Consider the following 17,410-nt stretch of genomic DNA (forward strand, 5'->3'; position numbering starts at 1 on the left):
TGCAGACTCTTATAGAAACTTGCGGCTCGTCTTGCCTCCATCGCAACTGAAGGCGATCGCCTTGCCCTCAATGACGGTCTCCAGATGGACGTTCTTGCCCCATAGTTTGACCACATAGGGGAGGGTGCGCTCCACATATTTCAGATCCAGCTCGATGCCCTCATACTGATGCTTCAAATACAACTCGGAGGCGCGATTGAAATCGCCGTCAACGACCATCAAGGTCGGAAAACCGCAGTTGACACGCGAGCCGGAAAGCTGATCGCGAATCGACTCCCATGTTTTGTCGGTAATCTTCCATTCCGGCCCCTTCTTCTCGAAGATATACAGATCGAGCTCCTCGACGAGCTGCTTGGTCAAGTAATTGCGCAGGAAGGACTGGTCAGATTCCGTCTCGCGTACCTCGAACATCTTGTCACGCCCGCTCCCCGGCTGACGCCCCAGCTTTTCCCGTTCCTCCTCGGTGGGGTTATCCCAGCGCTTCTCGATGTCCTCGAATAGCTTCAGGCCAAGATAATAAGGATTCAGGCTTTGGCGTGACGGCTGGACGACAGCCGAGTTGAGCTTGGCGAATTCAATCGTCTCCTCGCTGGTAAGGTCCAGCTCGCGGATGATTCGCTGATGCCAATAGGATGCCCAGCCTTCATTCATAATCTTGGTCTCCATCTGCGGCCAGAAGTACAGCATCTCATCTCGCAGCGTAGAAATAATGTCCCGCTGCCACTCCTCCAGCGATGGAGAATATTCCTGAATGAACCACAGAAGATCCTTCTCGGGCGCAGGAGGGAACCGTTTGCCAGCGGGCTGCGACTCCTCTTCGCGCTGGCGGTCATCCAAGTCCCACAGATCATCATAGGGGCTCTCGTGCTGCTGGTGCGAGGAGCGCTCCTGCTCCTGCTTTTTTTGCAGCTCCATATACCGGCGCTTGTCGAGCTGGTAGGGCTTGATCAATGTCGGATCAACATGCTCCTGAATGGCCAGGACGGCATCAATGAAGCGCTCGACCTTGGCGGCTCCATAATCCATCTCATACCTAGCAATTCGCTCCGCCGTGGCAGACATGCTCTCAACCATATGGCGGTTGGAGCCTGAGAAGCGGGCATTGTTCTTGAAGAAGTCGCAGTGCGCCAGCACATGCGCAACGATCAGCTTGTTCTGGATCAGCGAATTGCCGTCAAGCAGGAAGGCGTAGCAGGGGTTGGAGTTGATGACGAGCTCATAGATTTTGCTGAGGCCCAGGTCATACTGCATCTTCATCTTGTGGAATGTCTTGCCGAAGCTCCAATGCCCGAAGCGGGTCGGCATCCCGTAGGCGCCGAAGGTGTAGATGATGTCAGACGGGCATATCTCATAGCGCATCGGATAAAAGTCAAGGCCAAAGCCAGTCGCAATCTCGGTAATCTCGCTGATCGCTCTCTCCAATTGTCGGATCTCATCCTGATTCACTTGCGCATCCCTCCGGGAATCGTGTTTTCCTATATATGTATGGGATGTTGGAGAGGATTATGCGGTCAAGCGAGAGAGGATGAGGCTAGGCGGCTCCTATTAAGTCAACAATACACAGATAAGCGCGAGCGCCGCCGGAAGCCCCTGCTTCAGCAGGATGGACTTATTGGAGGTCAATGCGCCGAAGATCGCAGCGACCAGCACACAGATCAGGAAGAACAACTGCAACTGGCGGCCGAAGGCGTCATCTGGATGGAGCAGTCCAAAGATTAAGCCTGCAGCGAGAAAGCCGTTGTACAGTCCTTGATTCGCTGCCAGTCCCTTCGTCTGCTGGGCGAAGGAGGGGGTCAGATTGAAGGTGCGGAGCGCTGCCGGCTTGGTCCACAGGAACATCTCCAATATGAGAATATATACATGCTCAATCGCGACGATGGCGACGAGAATTATGCTTGCTATCAGCATCCTGTCATCCTCCTTATATTTTGTACGAGTTATTATAGCACGGCCGTTCCATGATTCCAATCGTCATGGCAGCGAGCGATCAGAGGGGACATAGGGGGAGTCATCCAGTCATGTCGTAGCCACGATTCAGACAGGGGCTGCGTGACGGGCACAGGTAGCAGTTAAGGATTGAAACGATGGTTTATGGAAACCAATCTCGCTTGCTTGCGTATTATTGGCATAGATAGGAGGGGAAATATGGGGAGAACAGCCTTTATATTGGTATTGATAGGAGCAGCCTTGGTCGTCTGGTTTATGATTGCTAGAAGGAACCGTGAAGGTCAACAGCGCGATGGCTTCATTGTCACGCGGTCAGGGAGGCTGGGAGGCGGCAGAGCTGAGGAGAGCTGGCCTGATGAGACAGAGCTGCCGGGAACCTTAGGCATACCGCTCGGACATCCTGCCCGAGCAGCAGCACAGCGGCTGGAGGCGGCGCTCGATGGCGAGTATGTGAAGCGGGTGAAGCAGCGTGTGATGAGCGCTAACCCGCGGATGTCCGAGCAGGAGTGGGGCTGGGTATGGCAGGAGCTGAAGCGGTATTTTCTCATGAGCGCCCTCTGTGCCAAGGTGCCGATGTACAGTGCGCGTGCAGATGCGATCTGGCATGAAATGCTCATGTTTACGAGAGAATATGAGCAGTTCTGCCACCAGTTCTGCGGCGATATGATCCATCACGCCCCGCATGGGGAGGGCAGTCGTCCGGTGGAGGGCGAGCGTGCCTGGTTCGACTGGCTGTACGGGGAGCTGTTCCCCTTCACTCCGGCGAGTGTCAAGGTGTGGGGCGCCTTCTACCGCACAGCATTGCCCAAGCACCGCCTGCAGGAGCTGGAGGAGAGCAATCGCGCAGAGCTGCTGGCGAGCTGGTTCCATTCGGCTCGTCTGGAGCGATATAGCGATCTGCGGGAGACGGCAGACTACTTGCTGGGACGCATGCAATCCCAGATGATGGCTTCTCATAGCGGCGATACGGTTCGCAGGCCGCTAACAGGCGGCGATGACAGCTTTCCGGTCGCGCTACCTGTGGCTGGTATATTGTCAGGGCTGCTGATCTATCACTCGCTCTATAACAATGAGCAATTCGAGCAGCAGATGGACGAGTCGCTCGATGAGGCACAGCAGCAGGCGCGCGATAGCGACGATACGGCTCTGCTTGCCAGTCTGTCCAGCCTGCAAGCGACCGATGACAACGTTCACCAGGAGCGTAATTCCAACTGCAGTACCGATTCCCCGACATGGGGAGGCTCCTCCGACAGCCACAATAGCCACGATAGCGGTTCGGGAGGCGGCTCGGACGGAGGCAGTTCGGATGGAGGCGGCTCGTCCTGCAGCTCATGTGGCTCCTGCAGCAGTTGATGGAGGTGGCATCGTACAGCCAGCAATCAGCGGCGGTTGCGGATCAAGCGGTTCGGACAGGTTGAGAAGAAGGAGCGCTTGCCAGGGCGGCTGGAAATGCTCCGCCCCGGCAAGCGCTCGCCTGTCTTCGTTGCATCGGTAGTACACATGCTGTGACTCCAGACTGAATTACGTGGCGGGAGCTTCGGCGAAGAAGGTTTTGAGCGCCTTGTAGACCTCGCCTTTCTCACGGATAATGGAGTACAGAAACTTTTTGTTGCTAATATGCTTATAGGCTGACATGAGCGTGCTGCTGCGGTTATATTGGTTCACTTCCCCGTAGCCGAACAGATTGGCGCGTTGCATCAACTGCTCGATCAGCTTGACGCATTTCTCGTTGTCTGAGGTCAGATTGTCGCCATCGGAGAAATGGAACGGGTAGATGTTCCAATTCGCCACCGGGTAGCGGCTATCTATAATGTCCAGCGCCTTCTGATAGGCGGAGGAGCAGATGGTGCCCCCGCTCTCGCCGCGTGTGAAGAACTCCTCCTCGGTCACTTCCTTTGCCTCTGTATGGTGGGCGATGAACACAATTTCTACATGCTCATACTTGCGCCGCAAAAATTTCGTCATCCAGAAGAAGAAGCTGCGGGCTACATATTTCTCAAAGGAGCCCATGCTCCCGGATGTATCCATGAGCGCCATCACTACGGCATTGGAATGCGGCTTGACGACCTCCTCCCACGTCTTGAAGCGCAGGTCGTCAGGGGAGATGCCGGAGATCCCGGAGACGCCGCGGCTGGCATTGCGTCGCAAATTTTCCATGATCGTGCGTTTCTTATCGATGTTGGACATGATTCCTTTCTTGCGAATGTCGTGGAAGACGATGTCCTCGGCCTGCATCTGCTCCTTCTGCTTGTCTTCCAGGTTGGGCAGTTGCAGCTCCTCGAACAGCATATCCTCCAGCTCGGCCATACTGACTTCGGTCTCGAAGTAGTCGTCGCCGGGCTGGTCGCCTGCGCCCTGGCCCTTGCCGGGGCCTTTCTTCGTCTGGGGATCGACGCCGAGCACGTCGCCGACCTGGGAGTCGCCATCGCCCTGGCCAACATGCTTCTGCTTGTTATGATTGTAGACGAAGCGGTATTCGTCGACACTTCTGATCGGCACCTTGACGATCTGACGGCCATCGGACATGATGATGCTCTCGTCAGTCAGAATATCGGGAAGATTCTGCTTGATGGCCTCCCGCACCTTCTCCTGATGACGAGCCTGATCCTCATAGCCCTTGCGGTGCAGCGACCAGTCCTCGCGCGATACAATGAACAGTGGTTCTGCCATAGATGAACCCCTCCCGTGTGAATAATGGCGTAGTACTCAATATATTCATGCGATTCCCAGTTATGTGAGGCGGTCTGTCCAGCGACCAGTATAAAAGGCGGAGCTCAGAAGCAGGCCTTGCCGCACGGTTCGTTGCAGGGGTGAGATTGGAAGATGTTGCAGTCAAGTGAATTATTAGGAGTACATAGGATTCTGGGGGTTGAAGAGCGAATTAGAACATTTACCGATGAAGGAGTGGATGGCAAGGATGAAATTGTTGCATACTGCCGACTGGCATCTAGGCAAGCTGGTGCAGGGTGTCTATATGACGGAGGACCAACGGTATGTGTTGGAGCAGCTCGTGGATGTGGTGAAGGCGGAACGGCCAGATGCAGTCATTATCGCAGGCGATCTGTATGATCGGGCGATACCGCCGACAGAGGCGGTGGAGCTGCTGAATGAGCTGCTGGAGCGGCTCGTCATCGAGCTGAATACGCCGGTGCTCGCCATTGCGGGCAATCATGACAGCCCGGACCGGATTGCCTTCGGCACACGGATGATGCAGCGGCAGGGACTCTATCTGTCCGGCCAGTTGCAGGCAGAGGTGGAGCCCGTCGTGCTGCGCGATCCGGCGGGCGAGGTGCATCTCTATCTGGTGCCTTACGCCGATCCGGCGCAGGTGCGTCATGTGCTCGGCGATGATTCGATCCGCACTCACGATGACGCGATGCGGGCGGTGGTGGAGCGGATCGGGCAGCGGTTGAAGCCGCAGGCGCGCCATGTGCTGATTGGACATGCCTTCGTTACGCCAGGCGGCGAGCCAATGGCGAACACGAGTGAGTCGGAGCGGCCGCTGTCGATCGGCGGGGCGGAGCATGTGCGTGCGGAATATTTTGCTCCGTTTCATTATACGGCTCTCGGTCATCTCCATCAGGCGCATTACGTAGGATCGGAGCGTATTCGCTATGCCGGGTCGCCACTGAAATATTCGATCTCGGAGGAAAAGCATAACAAAGGCTATTATATGATAGAGCTGGGGCCCAAGGGCGAAGTGCAGGTGGAGAAGAGAGAGCTCACGCCCCGCCGCGACCTGAGGCGCATTACAGCTACACTGGAGGAGATGGAGCGGCATAGCCGCTGTGACGATTATGTGTTTGTCACCCTGCTTAGCGACCATCCGGTGCTGTTCCCGATGGAGAAGGTGCGTGCCATCTATCCGAATGCGCTTCATGTGGAGCGCCGGGCAGCCAGCCAGATGACAGCCGCGGAACGTATGCAGCCGCCCGCTGAGCGGCGAACGGCAGACCCGGTAGAGCTGTTCGGTCATTTCTATGCGGAGGTCAAGGGTGTGGCGCTTGACCGGGAGAAGCAGCAGTTGTTCGCGGAGGCGTTCGCTAAGGTGCTGCGCGAGGATGGGGGTGCGGTATGAGGCCGCTGGCGCTTACGATGAAGGCCTTCGGGCCCTACAGGGATACGGAGACGATCGATTTCCGTCAGTTGGGACAGCATCGGCTGTTCGTCATCTCCGGCAATACGGGAGCGGGCAAGACGACGATCTTCGATGCGATCTGCTATGCGCTGTACGGCTCGGCAAGCGGCGAGGATCGCTCGGACCCGCGGATGCTGCGCAGTCACTTCGCACGGGAGGATCAGCATACATCGGTGGACTTCACCTTCCAGACCGGGAGCCGTATCTTCCGCATCTTCCGTCAGTTGGCGCATCGCAAGGGCAGCAACAAGAGCGAGACGGGAGGCAAAATCGAGCTGTATGAGCTGACCTCGGGCGAGGAGGTGCCGGCAGTTGACCGCTTCGCTGTACAGGAGGTATCTGGCCGGATCGAGCAACTGCTCGGGCTGAACAAGGATCAGTTCAGCCAGATCGTCATGCTGCCGCAGGGCGAGTTCCGCAAGCTGCTGACCTCGGACACGGAGAATAAGGAGGATATATTGCGGAGGTTATTCCGCACAGGGCTGTACCGTAAGCTGGAGGAGGGGTTCTACCAGCAGACCCGCGAGCTGCGCGAGCAGTTGAAGGAAGGGCTGCTCCGCCTGCATGTCTATGCCAAGCAGGCGCGGGAGACGCTGCCGGAGCGCGTGGACAGCGAGCTGGCTGTTACGCTGGCACAGGAGCATCAGAGCCCGCTGCAGCTTCTGGAGGGTCTGCGGCTGGAGCAACTGCATTACGAGCAGCAGCTCGACGCGGGACGCGAGCGCCAGCGTCAGCTTGCGGCGCAGCTTGCGGAGCGGGAGAGCGAGCTGCGCGCAGCCGCAGCGCTCAATGAGCGCTTCGCAGAGCTGGCGCGCAAGCAGGAGCAGCAGCAAGCCTTGCTGCTGCGGAAGCCTGAGATGGCGGCGCAGGAGCGGCGCGCCGCAGATGCTGAACGCGCGGCAAGGCTCGCGCCGTATGAGGAGCAGGCGACGCGGCTCGGGCAGCAGTTGGCGCTTCGGCGCGGCGAGCTGGAGCAGGCGCAGCGGCGGCTGGCGGCAGCAGAGCAGGCCGAGCAGGCGGCGCGGGAGCGGCATAGCCGCGAGCAGGAGCGGGAGCCGCAGCGGCGGCAGACCGCGATCGAGCTGGCGCGGCTCGCCGAATGGGAGCCTGCGGTGGCGACGCTCGCTGCCCGCCGCAGCGAGCTGGAGCAGTTGCAGGCGGCCGAGCGCGCCGCGGCCGCTCAGCTTGCGGCGCAGCAGGAGCAGCTTGCTGCGCTCAAGCAGCAGCGCCGCGAGCGACAGGAGCGGCTCGCGGCGCAGGAGAAGGAGGCGGCCGCGCTGCCGGAGCGCCTGCGCGAGCTGGAGCAGGCGCGCGCCCGCTACAAGCTGCTCAAGGAGCTGCTGGAGCTGGACAAGCGCTATGCGGCCTACTGCGAGCAGGCGGCGCAGCAGGAGCGCCAGCTTGCTGCCGCGCAGGCGGAGCTCGACCGGCAGGAGCGGCGCTGGCTCGAGGGGCAGGCTGGACTGCTGGCTGCCCATCTGCATGACGGTCAGCCCTGCCCGGTCTGCGGCAGCGAGCAGCATCCGCGCAAGGCGGAGCAGGCTTGGCAGGTGCCGGCGCGCGAGCAGTTGGAGCAGGCGAAGGCGGTGCTGAGCCGCGCCATGAGCGAGCTGAGCCAGGCCGCGGCGGAGGCGGCTGCCGCCCAGGCCGGGCGCGAGAGCCGCGAGGCGGAGCTGGCCGCTCTCGGGCTGGCGCAGCGGCCGGACGAGGCGGCGCTCGCGCAGGCCGAGGCCGAGGGGCGGCGGCTGCGCGCCGAGACGGATCGGCTACAGCAGGTCGCAGCCGCGCTCAGCGCGCAGCGCGAGGAGCTGCAGCGGCACGAGCGCGAGCTGGAGCGGCAAGACGGGCTGCGCGAGCGCCAGGCCGAGGCGCAGCGCGAGGCTGCTGCCCAGGCGGAGCGGCTGCAGGCACAGCTCGCGCAGGAGCTGGCGCGCATCCCGGCCGAGCTCGCAGCGCCCGAGCGGCTGGCCGCAGCGCGCCGCGAGCTGGCCGCCCGCGAAGCGGGGCTGGCGGCGGCGTGGGAAGCGGCGCAGCAGGAGCTGGCGCAGGCGCTAACGCAGAGCGCCAAGGAACGCGCGGTCGGCGAGCAGCTCGCCAGCCAGCTACAGGAGCTGGAGGCAGGCGCGCGCGAGGCGGAGCAGCGGCTGGGGGGCGAGCTGCGCAAGGCGGGCTTCGAGCGACGGGAGCACTATGCGGCAGCGTTGCTGCCGGAGGCGGAGCTGGCCGAGCTGCAGTCGGAGCTGAAGCACTATGCGGACGCGCTCGCATATCTGGCGCAGCAGCTAGCGGAGCTGCAGGCGGAGCTCACGGGCAAGGAGGAAGCGGAGCTAGCTGGTCTGGAGCAGGAGCTGGCACGCTTGAAGGTCGAGCAGGAGGCGGAAGCATCGGAGCTAGTCCGCACCGAGCAGCTCGCGCAGACTGCGCAGCGGCTGGGTGAAGCGATCGCGGAGACGGCGGCAGGAACGGCGGAGCTGGAACGCCGGTTGGAGCAGGTGCTCGATATATACCAGATGCTCAAGGGGGATAACGCGCTGAAAATTTCCTTCGAGCGCTATATTCTGATCGAATTTCTGGAGCAGATTCTGGTGGCGGCCAATGAAAGGCTGCAAGAGCTGACAGGCGGGCAATTCTCGCTTCAGCGCAGCGATCGGCTGGAGGTTCGCGGCAAGCAGAGCGGGCTGGGACTGGATGTCTATGATGCGTATACCGGTCAGAACCGCGATGTCAAGACACTCTCCGGCGGAGAGAAGTTCAATGCATCGCTCTGCCTGGCGCTGGGCATGACGGATGTGATCCAATCCCATCAAGGCGGAATATCTATTGAGATGATGTTTATTGATGAGGGGTTCGGTTCGCTGGATGAGGAATCACTGCATAAGGCTATTCATACGTTGGTCGGATTGCAGCAGGCGGGTCGGATGATCGGCATCATCTCCCATGTGCCGGAGCTGAAGCAGGCTTCGCCTGCTGTGCTGGAAATAACGAAGACGCGAGAGGGCTACAGCCGCGCGGCGCTCAAGCTGAAGTCGTAACAAGAGGAGCCGCCTGCTGTCTCGCAGTGAGCCGACGTTCCGGCCGCCCCGCGAGCAGTAGCGAAGACAAGCGTCCTCCCGGCTGCCCCGCGAGCAGTAGCGAAGACAGGCGTCCTCCCGGCCGCCCCGCGAGCAGTAGCGAAGACAAGCGTCCTCCCGGCTGCCCCGCGAGCAGTAGCGAAGACAAGCGTCCTCCCGGTCGCCCCGCGAGCAGTAGCGAGGACAGGCGTCCTCCCGGCTGTCCTGCGAGCAGTAGCGAAGACAGGCGTCCTCCCGGCTGCCCCGCGAGCAGTAGCGAAGACAGGCGTCCTCCCGGCTGTCCCGCGAGCAGTAGCGAAGACAGGCGTCCTCCCGGCTGTCCCGCGAGCAGTAGCGAGGACAGGCGTCCTCCCGGCTGTCCTGCGTGCGTTGCGAAGACAGGCGTGCTCCCAGCCGCCCCGCGAGCAGCAGCGAAGACAAGCCGTCCTTCCGGCTAGCAGTGTCTGCTGCTTCGCACATCAAAGACCCGCAGGCCAGTCTGCCTGCGGGTTCCCTACTGCAGATAGGGAGGAGATATATGGTAGTCGTTCGTCTTCTCGTTCGTCCTCTACCCTAGCATCACCTTGGAGGAGAGGAACATAAGCAGGAAAGAGGCGAGCAGCAAGCCGTTCAGGACGACGCCGACGATGGCGAAGGCTTTGCGGCGATGCTTGACGGCAAGGCCGATGATGCCCAGTACAAGCCCGACAGCACTCATAATGAGGATCAGCAGAATCAGCAGTCCGCCGATGACGAGCGGCATATACTCCGCTGCGTTTTCTTCGGTGAAGTTGGGAATGCTGCCATCTAAGGGCAAGGCCGGGACAGAGCTGGATAACATCATCAGGAAGATGCCGAGAAGGCCCAATATGCTGATTATGCCAATGACGAAGGCTGCTATCCCAAGAGCAGATTGCTTGAGCTCGTTATGCTGCTGCTCCTCTGGCTGCCTGTCTGCCTGGTGTTCAGAAATTTCCATCGTTTCGTTGATTCTCCTTTGAGCCTATTGTTCCGCATGTCGCTTGCCTGTCTGTCGACCCTCATTAAGGGCGAGCAGAGCTGTGGAAGTGAAAAGCTTGGGGCAAGCGGCATACCGACGTTTGTAAAATTATACACCAAAGAAAAGGAAGTGCATACCTGTATGATGTCACGATTTGTTGTCTATGGAGCGTTGTACGCGCTGCTTGCCGTCGCGCTGGGCGCGTTCGGCGCACATGGTCTGGAAGGCAAATTGAGCGAGCGAATGCTGGAAAATTACGAGACGGCTGTTCGCTATCAGATGTATCACGCACTGGGGCTGTTGCTGGTAGGGGTACTATCCGACAAGCTTGGGGGCGGGAGACTGCTTGTATGGTCAGGCAGATTGCTGCAGCTTGGTATCCTCCTGTTCTCTGGCAGTCTGTATGTGCTCAGCTTGACTGGCTACACGAAGCTGGGCATTGTTGCACCATTTGGCGGACTGTCCTTCATCGTCGGTTGGGTACTGCTGATGATAGCGGCCTGGAAGCATGGACAACGAAACTGATTAAGGGTTGCCAGTCAGCGAGCCGTGGGACATGCAGCTAGCAGGGGAGCTGACAGCTTCCGGCTGCAGGTATTGGAGAATATTGCTGTCGATAAACGGCGGGAAGACAGAGATAACAAAGAAACTGGATAAAATTAATAAAAATATCGATGACCGGATACCGGTTATCGTTTATAATGAGAGTATTATATAAACAAGACAGGGTAATGCTCGACTTCGCCTGATTCAGTGCCTTCATTGCTAGCTGAATCTATGTGCTCTGCAAGTCTGAATGAGGAAGGATGTTTCGCTTGTGCCGGTAACAGAAATCGCTTCGAGAGAGAGTCGGCGGATGGCATTATCGCTATCCAAAGCCGCTTGGGCCGCAGTTGCGGGCATCATCGTCATCGTTGCAAGCTGGATCATGTATGCGGACAGGCTTCTGGCTCCCCAGCATGCTAAGATTTCCATTGTTGCAGTAAGCATTGCAGGCATGATCGGAATCGTGCTGCTGCTGCACAGACAATTCGCTCGCGATGCCAACCCCAAGCAGGCTTCTGACTTGAGCGCCCAGATTGCGTATTCAATTATTACATACAGCCCGTTCCCGATGCTCATATTGGACGGCGCAGGCCGATTGGTCACCATGAATGAGGCCACCTCGCAACTGTTCGGCTATCGCAAGGCAGAGCTGATGAGTGAAGAATTCCACGTGTTGTTCTCGGCCCCAGACAAGGAGCAGCTCGCAAAGAGCATTGAACTGGTGCTCGGGGGCGCCATGCAGCAGTATTCGGCAACGATTATACATAAGACAGGCTCCGAGCTGGAGGTTCAACTGGTCTGCCTGCCGCTGATTCAGAAAAACACCATCACTGGAGCGGTTGTGATCGGTCAGGATATTAGCGACCGCAAGCGCAATAATGAGCGTATCCGGTATATGGCCTACTATGATGACATGACGGGGCTGCCGAACCGCCGAATGTTTATGACGCATTTCCATGAGGTGCTGGAGCGTTCAGGGGAACAGTTTGTCGGGATGCTTTACCTTGATATTGACCAGTTCAAGCTCATTAATGATTCCTTTGGCCGTGAGTTCGGAGATATGCTGCTGCTGCAGGTAGCGGAGCGGTTCACACGGGGGCTGTCTGGTGAAGATATGGGCGCGCGTATGGAGGGGGATGAATTCGCTGTGCTGTTCGTCTCGCTTCAATCGGAGGCAGAGCTGCTGGAGAAGGCGCAGGAGCTGCTTGCAACGTTGGAGGAGCCGTTCGAGATGCAGGGATTCCCATTTCATGTCACGGCCAGCATCGGCATCGCCACGAATCGCAATGACCGTGATGCCAGCAGTATCATCAAAAAAGCAGATATGGCGCTGAACCGAGTAAAGGAGAAGGGGCGCAATGATATTCTGCTCTATTCCGAGGAATGGAATAGTTCTTCGCTGGAGCGGCTGACTTTGCAGCATGAGCTGCGGCGAGCTATTCAGCGCAATGAATTTGTGTTGTATTATCAACCGCAGTACCATTTGATGACAGGTAGATTGATCGGTCTGGAGGCGCTAATTCGTTGGCAGCATCCAGAGCGCGGCATGGTGTCGCCAGGATATTTTATTCCGTTAGCAGAGGAAAGCGGTATGATCGTCCAGTTGGGAGAATGGGTGCTGGAGGAGGCATGCAGGCAAAATAAGCTTTGGCAGGATGCCGGCTTACCGGCGATCCCTGTATCCGTCAATCTGTCCATTCGTCAGTTCACACAACAGAATCTGGCGGAGAAGGTAGCGGGTGTACTTCACAAGACAGGGATGGCTCCCTGCTATCTGGAGCTGGAGATCACCGAGACGATGACGATGGACGTGCAGCATGCGACCCAATCGCTGCTCGAGCTGACCAAGCTGGGTGTGCGGATTAGCATTGATGATTTTGGGACAGGCTACAGCTCGCTCAACTATCTGAAAAATTTGCCGATCAGCCGCTTGAAGATTGATCGTTCATTTGTACGCGATATTCAGCAGGACCCGGACGATGCTGCGATCGTTACGGCTATTATTGCGATGGCACATAATCTGCATATGCAGGTAATCGCCGAGGGGGTCGAGACGGAGGAGCAGTTGAATTTTTTGAAGCAGCATAACTGTGACGAAATTCAAGGCTACTACTGGAACCCGCCTCTGCCATGTGATCGCATCGCTGATATATTAGCGGAGGAAGGCCGCAAGAATCAGGAGATACCAGGCTAGTACGGTGACGCTATAGTCGCTATAGCATAAGAAATACAACAAACCGGGCTTCAAAGCGGGAGCAGTCATTGCTGCCGTTTTGAAGCCCGGTTTGTATATTGAAGAGAATGCTGGACAATACGGAATACGATGAAATGGTTCGCGATAGGCAGATAGAAGATCGCCGCTTGTGCACTCTGCTGCATGAAGAGAGGCATCAGCCAGATACGAAGGGGAAGTGTGCAGTGCACTTATATGTAACTGCCAGGATGCATTGTCAGCTCGTACTGGTATCAACTTAATAAGAAGCTATTCCACGAAATCATCAATTTCAAACAACGAAAAGGTGTACACCTGTTTTTCATCCACATGATAGACAGTTAACACATGCTTGGTCTGATCGAGGCTAATAATTCGGCAAGGTATGCTGAGTTGCCTGCCCAGGCCTTTGTTGACATAGAGACGAATCAGACGATTTTCCTTGATATATTTGAGAATCCGTGTCGTCACTTCATTTTCCTCTGAGGAGGAGGTCTTCTTGCTTTCTTTGGCTGCGGCAGCCTTGTGCGTCTCCTGTTTCTCCTTAGCCCGAGAGGGGGGAGCAGCGGGTGGTGATGCTAGTGCCGGGCTGGCGGTCAATTGTTCGATGACGCGGCCAAGCTCGACTCCTGAGGTGATGCGAAAATCGATGGCCTCTGATCGGTTCAATATATTCAGAAGCTTCTCGAACGCAATGGAATTGGTTTCTCCCTCGATCAATATTTCGACTTGAAATAAGTGGGCATTAGGTCCCTTGCCTTGAGATAAGGTCATTTTTTTTCGCTCCCTTAACAAAACTACTAATACTATAACACTAAAAATCATTTGTACATAGTCCTATTTGACTAGTCGTGATTAAATGAACATTTTTTAATTTGGTAGGGCTGAGGAACTTGAAACAGGCACAAAAATTGGTGGACAATGGGAACATTTATTCGTATAATAGATTTAGATATGTTCCGTTTAGGAACTTTAGAAGGGGGGATGATGGCGACGATGCTAACCCGAATTGCAGCCTGTACGGTGAGAATCGACAGTGGCCGCAGGCTGCGTACAGTGAGGAGGTGGGGTAATGGATAGAGTTGATATTATGGTAAAGACGGTATCTAGTGTGGCAGCAGGCATTGTGTCGGTATTTACCGGATTGTTCGGGGTTGTATTTACGATATTGCTCGGCTTGATGGCTGTGGATTTTATTACAGGGATTATTGCTGCCTACGTAACTGAAGGGCTCAAGAGCTCCAAAGGCTACAAGGGATTGTTGAAAAAAATCTATACGATGCTGCTCATCTGTGCGGTGCTGATGGTGGAAATGGCTGTACTCAAGAGCAGAGGGGTGATCACAGACAGCATCTCTGGCGCGTTTTGTGTCATTGAACTGATCAGCATCATTGAGAATGGCAACCGGATGGGGCTGCAGCTTGGATTTTTGAATAAGCTTGTTGCTGTGGTGAGGAATAAGACAGCGCTTGGAGAGGAGTCATACGACAGTCAGAAGAGCGGGCGGGAAGGAAAGGGCAGAAGCAAAGGCAAGGAACGTAGCTGATCTGTGCCGTAATTGATCACTGCGAACAGCAACAGGACAGCTACCCACACCGATAACAGCAGTACGCATATGCTGACTTAGGACAGAGAGAGTATGGAGGAGAGCAGCAAGTCGTATGTGCCGATTCGGCTGCCTAACTGAATCAACTAGTCCCTGTCCAGTGGCAGCGGCAGTCAAGGGCGGATATGCCTGAGTCTGTGGATCGCCGAAGGTAGGACAGTCAGCCGTTCATATTGTAAGAAGGAGGATGGAGCTATGATTCGGATGGTTCCGTACACTGTAGGGGACATAACTGTCCTAGGAGTGGAGGTTAAGCTGCCTAAGACGACGCTGTTGACGCTTTCTACGGATCGAGGGTATATCATGTGCGGCGCTCTCGATGTCGGGCTTCTTAACGAACGCTTGAAGGACAGAGGGATTATCGCTGGACGGGCTGTAGGCGTGCGCACACTGGATGAACTGCTGGCTGCGCCGCTGGAGTCTGTAACGGATGCAGCAGAGTCGCTCGGCATCACAGTCGGGATGAAGGGGTATGACGCGCTCATCCTGATGGCGTAGAGTCTCGCTCGCGTGAGTTCGCTGTCTGCACAAGGAACAGGATAAGGCCGTGTCAGGCTAGTGCCGCCATGCTCGATGAACAGGAGCAGCGCAGCCAGGCACGGCCTTATTACTGTGGCGACATGGCTTCGATCATGCGGGCGATGAAGCTGGAGCGCGAAGCCGTGCGCGTGCCCGATGCGGGAACATGCGAGTGGGGCGGCTGTAGTCGATCGCTGCCACAGTCACCGCGCGCTGGGAGCTGCGTGTGGCGATTGATCCTATCTTGTCGTTCCGCTGCCTCAGACGGTCAGGTCAACAGCAGCTTCCCAGCTCGTCCCTGCTGTGCCTGCTCGCGCAGGGCGTCCTGGAAGCAGCTAAGCGGGTAGCTCGCTGCGACTGCTGGCAGGACAAGCCTGCCGGAGCAGATAAGTTCATTCAGCCTGGCGAAGACAAGCTGCCACTCCGCCGGGGATACCGTGGCCAGCCAGTGGCGGAGGTGAAAGCTGCTGTAGTGAAGCCGCCGCCACTGGGCTTCCGCATACCCGGTGAATGGCTTGCCGGACAGCAGGCCGATGCTGACGGCCTGCCCGCCGCAGCGCACATAGCTTAGCAGACGTGCCGCCTCCGCTCCGCCAACGCAGTCGATAGCAGCATCGGCACCGAGCCCGCCGTTCCAATTGCATAGCTCTTGCTCTAGCTCCAGGTCGTCGCCACTGATTATTGTCTGCCAGGCGCCTAATTGAAGCAGCTCCTGCTCGCGCAGCTTCAGCTTGTGCACCGCTTGTTCGTCCATGGTCTGTTCGTCCGCTTCGCTGCCACGCAGGATGCATACGAGCCGAATGCCTAGCTCCCGGGCCAACTGCGCCGCCGTTCTGGCGAAGGACGAGGCGCCGGCATTGAGCAGGAGCAGCGCTCCCGGAGCCAGCCGCAACCGCTCGGTTAACAGCAGCCATGCAGTGACCGGGTTAATGTATAGCTGACAAGCCTCCTCATCGCTTAACAACGAAGGGATGCGCACCGCCCAGCAGGCAGGGGACAGGACAACGTCCTGCCAGGTTCCTTCTCCCCGCAGTGGAAGAACACGCATCCCGAGCCACGATGACGGCACATCCTCGCCTACCGCCTCGACGATTCCTACACCTTCATATCCGGCTATTGCGGGCAGTGCAATCCGGTGAGCATAGGCGCCGCGAACCGGAATCAGGTCGGACGGATTGATCGGACGGGCTAACATCCGCACCGCCAGTTGTCCTCTGCCAGGCGAAGCCGAACGCTTGCGCGTCAATCTCAGCACATCCAGCGGCTCGCCATAGCGATAATAGCTAATTGCGAGATGAGAGGCGGGCTCTATCATGCTCCTGCGGCTCCGCTATTGTTCAAATAGCTTGGCCAGATTCAGATGATAGGGAGGGTAGATGATGCCCTTCTCGGTAATGATGCCGCTCACATAGTCATTCGGCGTAATATCGAAGGCTGGATTGAATACCTTCACACCTACCGGCGCCGTCCGTTTGCCGAAGCCCTCGGTAATCTCCTCATCCGGCCGCTCCTCAATCGGAATCTCTGCGCCAGAAGCGGTATGCAGATCGATCGTAGACAGCGGGCAGGCGACATAGAACGGAATGTTGTGCGCCTTCGCCAGCACCGCGACGCTGTAGGTGCCGATCTTGTTCGCCACATCGCCGTTGGCTGCTACGCGATCGGTACCGACGATGACCGCATCGATCCAGCCCTTGGACATGACCATGCCAGCCATGTTGTCGCAGATCAAGGTGACATCAACGCCCGCCTGCTGCAGCTCGAACGCCGTCAGCCGCGCGCCCTGCAGCACCGGCCTTGTCTCGTCGGCGTAGACGGACAGCTTCATGCCCTTCTCATGCGCCAGATAGATCGGAGCCAGTGCTGTGCCATACTTCGCCGTTGCCAGTCCCCCGGCATTGCAATGCGTAAGCACGCCCATGCCGTCCTTGAACAGCGCGAGCGCATGCTCGCCGATCAAGCGGCAGGTCTCCTCATCCTCGCTCTGGATGGCAATCGCCTCCTCCAGCAGCGCCCGCTTCGCCAGCTCCAGCGTTGTCCCCGCAGCAAGCAGCTCCTCCGCCTTGACCTTCATCCGATCGAGCGCCCAGAACAGGTTGACCGCAGTCGGGCGCGAGGTGGCGAGATAGTCCGCTTGCCGCAGCACAGTCTGATGCCAAGCCTGGAGCGAGTCCGCCTCGTCCCGGCTGCCGAGCACAACACCATATGCGGCGGTCATGCCGATCGCCGGAGCGCCGCGAACCTTGAGGTGGCGAATCGCCTCCCATACCTCCTCAGCCGTCTGTAGTGGAAGATAGACGACCTCGCCCGGCAGCAGGCGCTGGTCAAGCAGATCGAGACGCTCTCCAGCCCAGATGACCGATTGCAACCCGGAATATTCAGTCGTCATCAT

The 17,410-nt window shown here is 57.8% G+C and carries 15 protein-coding genes; 7 read left to right on the forward strand and 8 right to left on the reverse strand.

Annotated elements, in window-relative coordinates; translation table 11 throughout:
* Window positions 1-9: 9 nt before the first annotated feature.
* On the reverse strand, window positions 10-1,446 hold the full coding sequence (locus ACY1JZ_RS09805; protein WP_270164904.1) for a SpoVR family protein: 1,437 nt from the start codon (window positions 1,444-1,446) through the stop codon (window positions 10-12).
* Between the two features lie 99 nt (window positions 1,447-1,545).
* Window positions 1,546-1,908, reverse strand: coding sequence for a DUF1304 domain-containing protein (locus tag ACY1JZ_RS09810; RefSeq protein WP_270164902.1), 363 nt, complete (start codon window positions 1,906-1,908; stop codon window positions 1,546-1,548).
* Window positions 1,909-2,145: 237 nt separating this feature from the next.
* On the opposite strand from ACY1JZ_RS09810, the gene ACY1JZ_RS09815 reads away from it, so the two are divergent.
* Complete coding sequence (locus ACY1JZ_RS09815) at window positions 2,146-3,300, forward strand: UCP032817 domain-containing protein (RefSeq protein ID WP_462629019.1); 1,155 nt, start codon at window positions 2,146-2,148, stop codon at window positions 3,298-3,300.
* Window positions 3,301-3,326: 26 nt separating this feature from the next.
* On the opposite strand, the gene ACY1JZ_RS09820 is transcribed toward ACY1JZ_RS09815, so the two are convergent.
* Window positions 3,327-3,449: a hypothetical protein gene (locus tag ACY1JZ_RS09820; protein ID WP_462629021.1), complete on the reverse strand. Its 123-nt coding sequence runs from the start codon at window positions 3,447-3,449 to the stop codon at window positions 3,327-3,329.
* Window positions 3,450-3,468: 19 nt separating this feature from the next.
* Window positions 3,469-4,617: a sporulation protein YhbH gene (yhbH, locus tag ACY1JZ_RS09825; protein WP_270164899.1), complete on the reverse strand. Its 1,149-nt coding sequence runs from the start codon at window positions 4,615-4,617 to the stop codon at window positions 3,469-3,471.
* A 247-nt stretch (window positions 4,618-4,864) separates the two neighbouring features.
* Between yhbH and ACY1JZ_RS09830 the strand changes: the two genes are divergently transcribed.
* Together ACY1JZ_RS09830 and ACY1JZ_RS09835 are read left to right on the forward strand one after the other, a co-directional pair.
* Complete coding sequence (locus tag ACY1JZ_RS09830; RefSeq protein ID WP_462629022.1) at window positions 4,865-6,025, forward strand: exonuclease SbcCD subunit D; 1,161 nt, start codon at window positions 4,865-4,867, stop codon at window positions 6,023-6,025.
* Window positions 6,022-9,117, forward strand: coding sequence for an AAA family ATPase (locus ACY1JZ_RS09835; RefSeq protein ID WP_462629023.1), 3,096 nt, complete (start codon window positions 6,022-6,024; stop codon window positions 9,115-9,117). Before ACY1JZ_RS09830 ends, ACY1JZ_RS09835 begins: the two co-directional genes overlap by 4 nt.
* Window positions 9,118-9,703: 586 nt before the next feature.
* Here ACY1JZ_RS09835 and ACY1JZ_RS09840 read toward each other — a convergent pair.
* Window positions 9,704-10,114, reverse strand: coding sequence for a hypothetical protein (locus tag ACY1JZ_RS09840; protein WP_270164893.1), 411 nt, complete (start codon window positions 10,112-10,114; stop codon window positions 9,704-9,706).
* A 165-nt stretch (window positions 10,115-10,279) separates the two neighbouring features.
* Here ACY1JZ_RS09840 and ACY1JZ_RS09845 point away from each other — a divergent pair, with 165 nt between their 5' ends.
* Together ACY1JZ_RS09845 and ACY1JZ_RS09850 are read left to right on the forward strand one after the other, a co-directional pair.
* Window positions 10,280-10,660, forward strand: coding sequence for a DUF423 domain-containing protein (locus ACY1JZ_RS09845; RefSeq protein ID WP_462629071.1), 381 nt, complete (start codon window positions 10,280-10,282; stop codon window positions 10,658-10,660).
* Window positions 10,661-10,952: 292 nt separating this feature from the next.
* On the forward strand, window positions 10,953-12,875 hold the full coding sequence (locus ACY1JZ_RS09850) for a putative bifunctional diguanylate cyclase/phosphodiesterase (RefSeq protein ID WP_462629024.1): 1,923 nt from the start codon (window positions 10,953-10,955) through the stop codon (window positions 12,873-12,875).
* 288 nt (window positions 12,876-13,163) lie between these two features.
* Here ACY1JZ_RS09850 and ACY1JZ_RS09855 read toward each other — a convergent pair whose 3' ends face one another.
* Window positions 13,164-13,667 (reverse strand): hypothetical protein, encoded by a 504-nt coding sequence (locus ACY1JZ_RS09855; protein WP_270164889.1) that lies wholly within the window; start codon window positions 13,665-13,667, stop codon window positions 13,164-13,166.
* Window positions 13,668-13,965: 298 nt separating this feature from the next.
* Here ACY1JZ_RS09855 and ACY1JZ_RS09860 point away from each other — a divergent pair, with 298 nt between their 5' ends.
* Window positions 13,966-14,439: a phage holin family protein gene (locus tag ACY1JZ_RS09860; RefSeq protein ID WP_270164887.1), complete on the forward strand. Its 474-nt coding sequence runs from the start codon at window positions 13,966-13,968 to the stop codon at window positions 14,437-14,439.
* A gap of 255 nt (window positions 14,440-14,694) precedes the next feature.
* Window positions 14,695-14,997 (forward strand): YunC family protein, encoded by a 303-nt coding sequence (locus tag ACY1JZ_RS09865; protein WP_462629025.1) that lies wholly within the window; start codon window positions 14,695-14,697, stop codon window positions 14,995-14,997.
* Between the two features lie 289 nt (window positions 14,998-15,286).
* Here the strand turns inward: ACY1JZ_RS09865 and ACY1JZ_RS09870 are convergent, their stop codons facing one another.
* A complete protein-coding gene (locus ACY1JZ_RS09870; RefSeq protein ID WP_462629026.1) occupies window positions 15,287-16,333 on the reverse strand; it encodes a zinc-dependent alcohol dehydrogenase family protein in 1,047 nt (348 codons plus the stop codon).
* A gap of 15 nt (window positions 16,334-16,348) precedes the next feature.
* On the reverse strand, window positions 16,349-17,407 hold the full coding sequence (gene mtnA / locus ACY1JZ_RS09875; protein WP_270172576.1) for an S-methyl-5-thioribose-1-phosphate isomerase: 1,059 nt from the start codon (window positions 17,405-17,407) through the stop codon (window positions 16,349-16,351).
* Window positions 17,408-17,410: the final 3 nt, after the last annotated feature.

Source organism: Paenibacillus sp. J5, assembly GCF_054955055.1.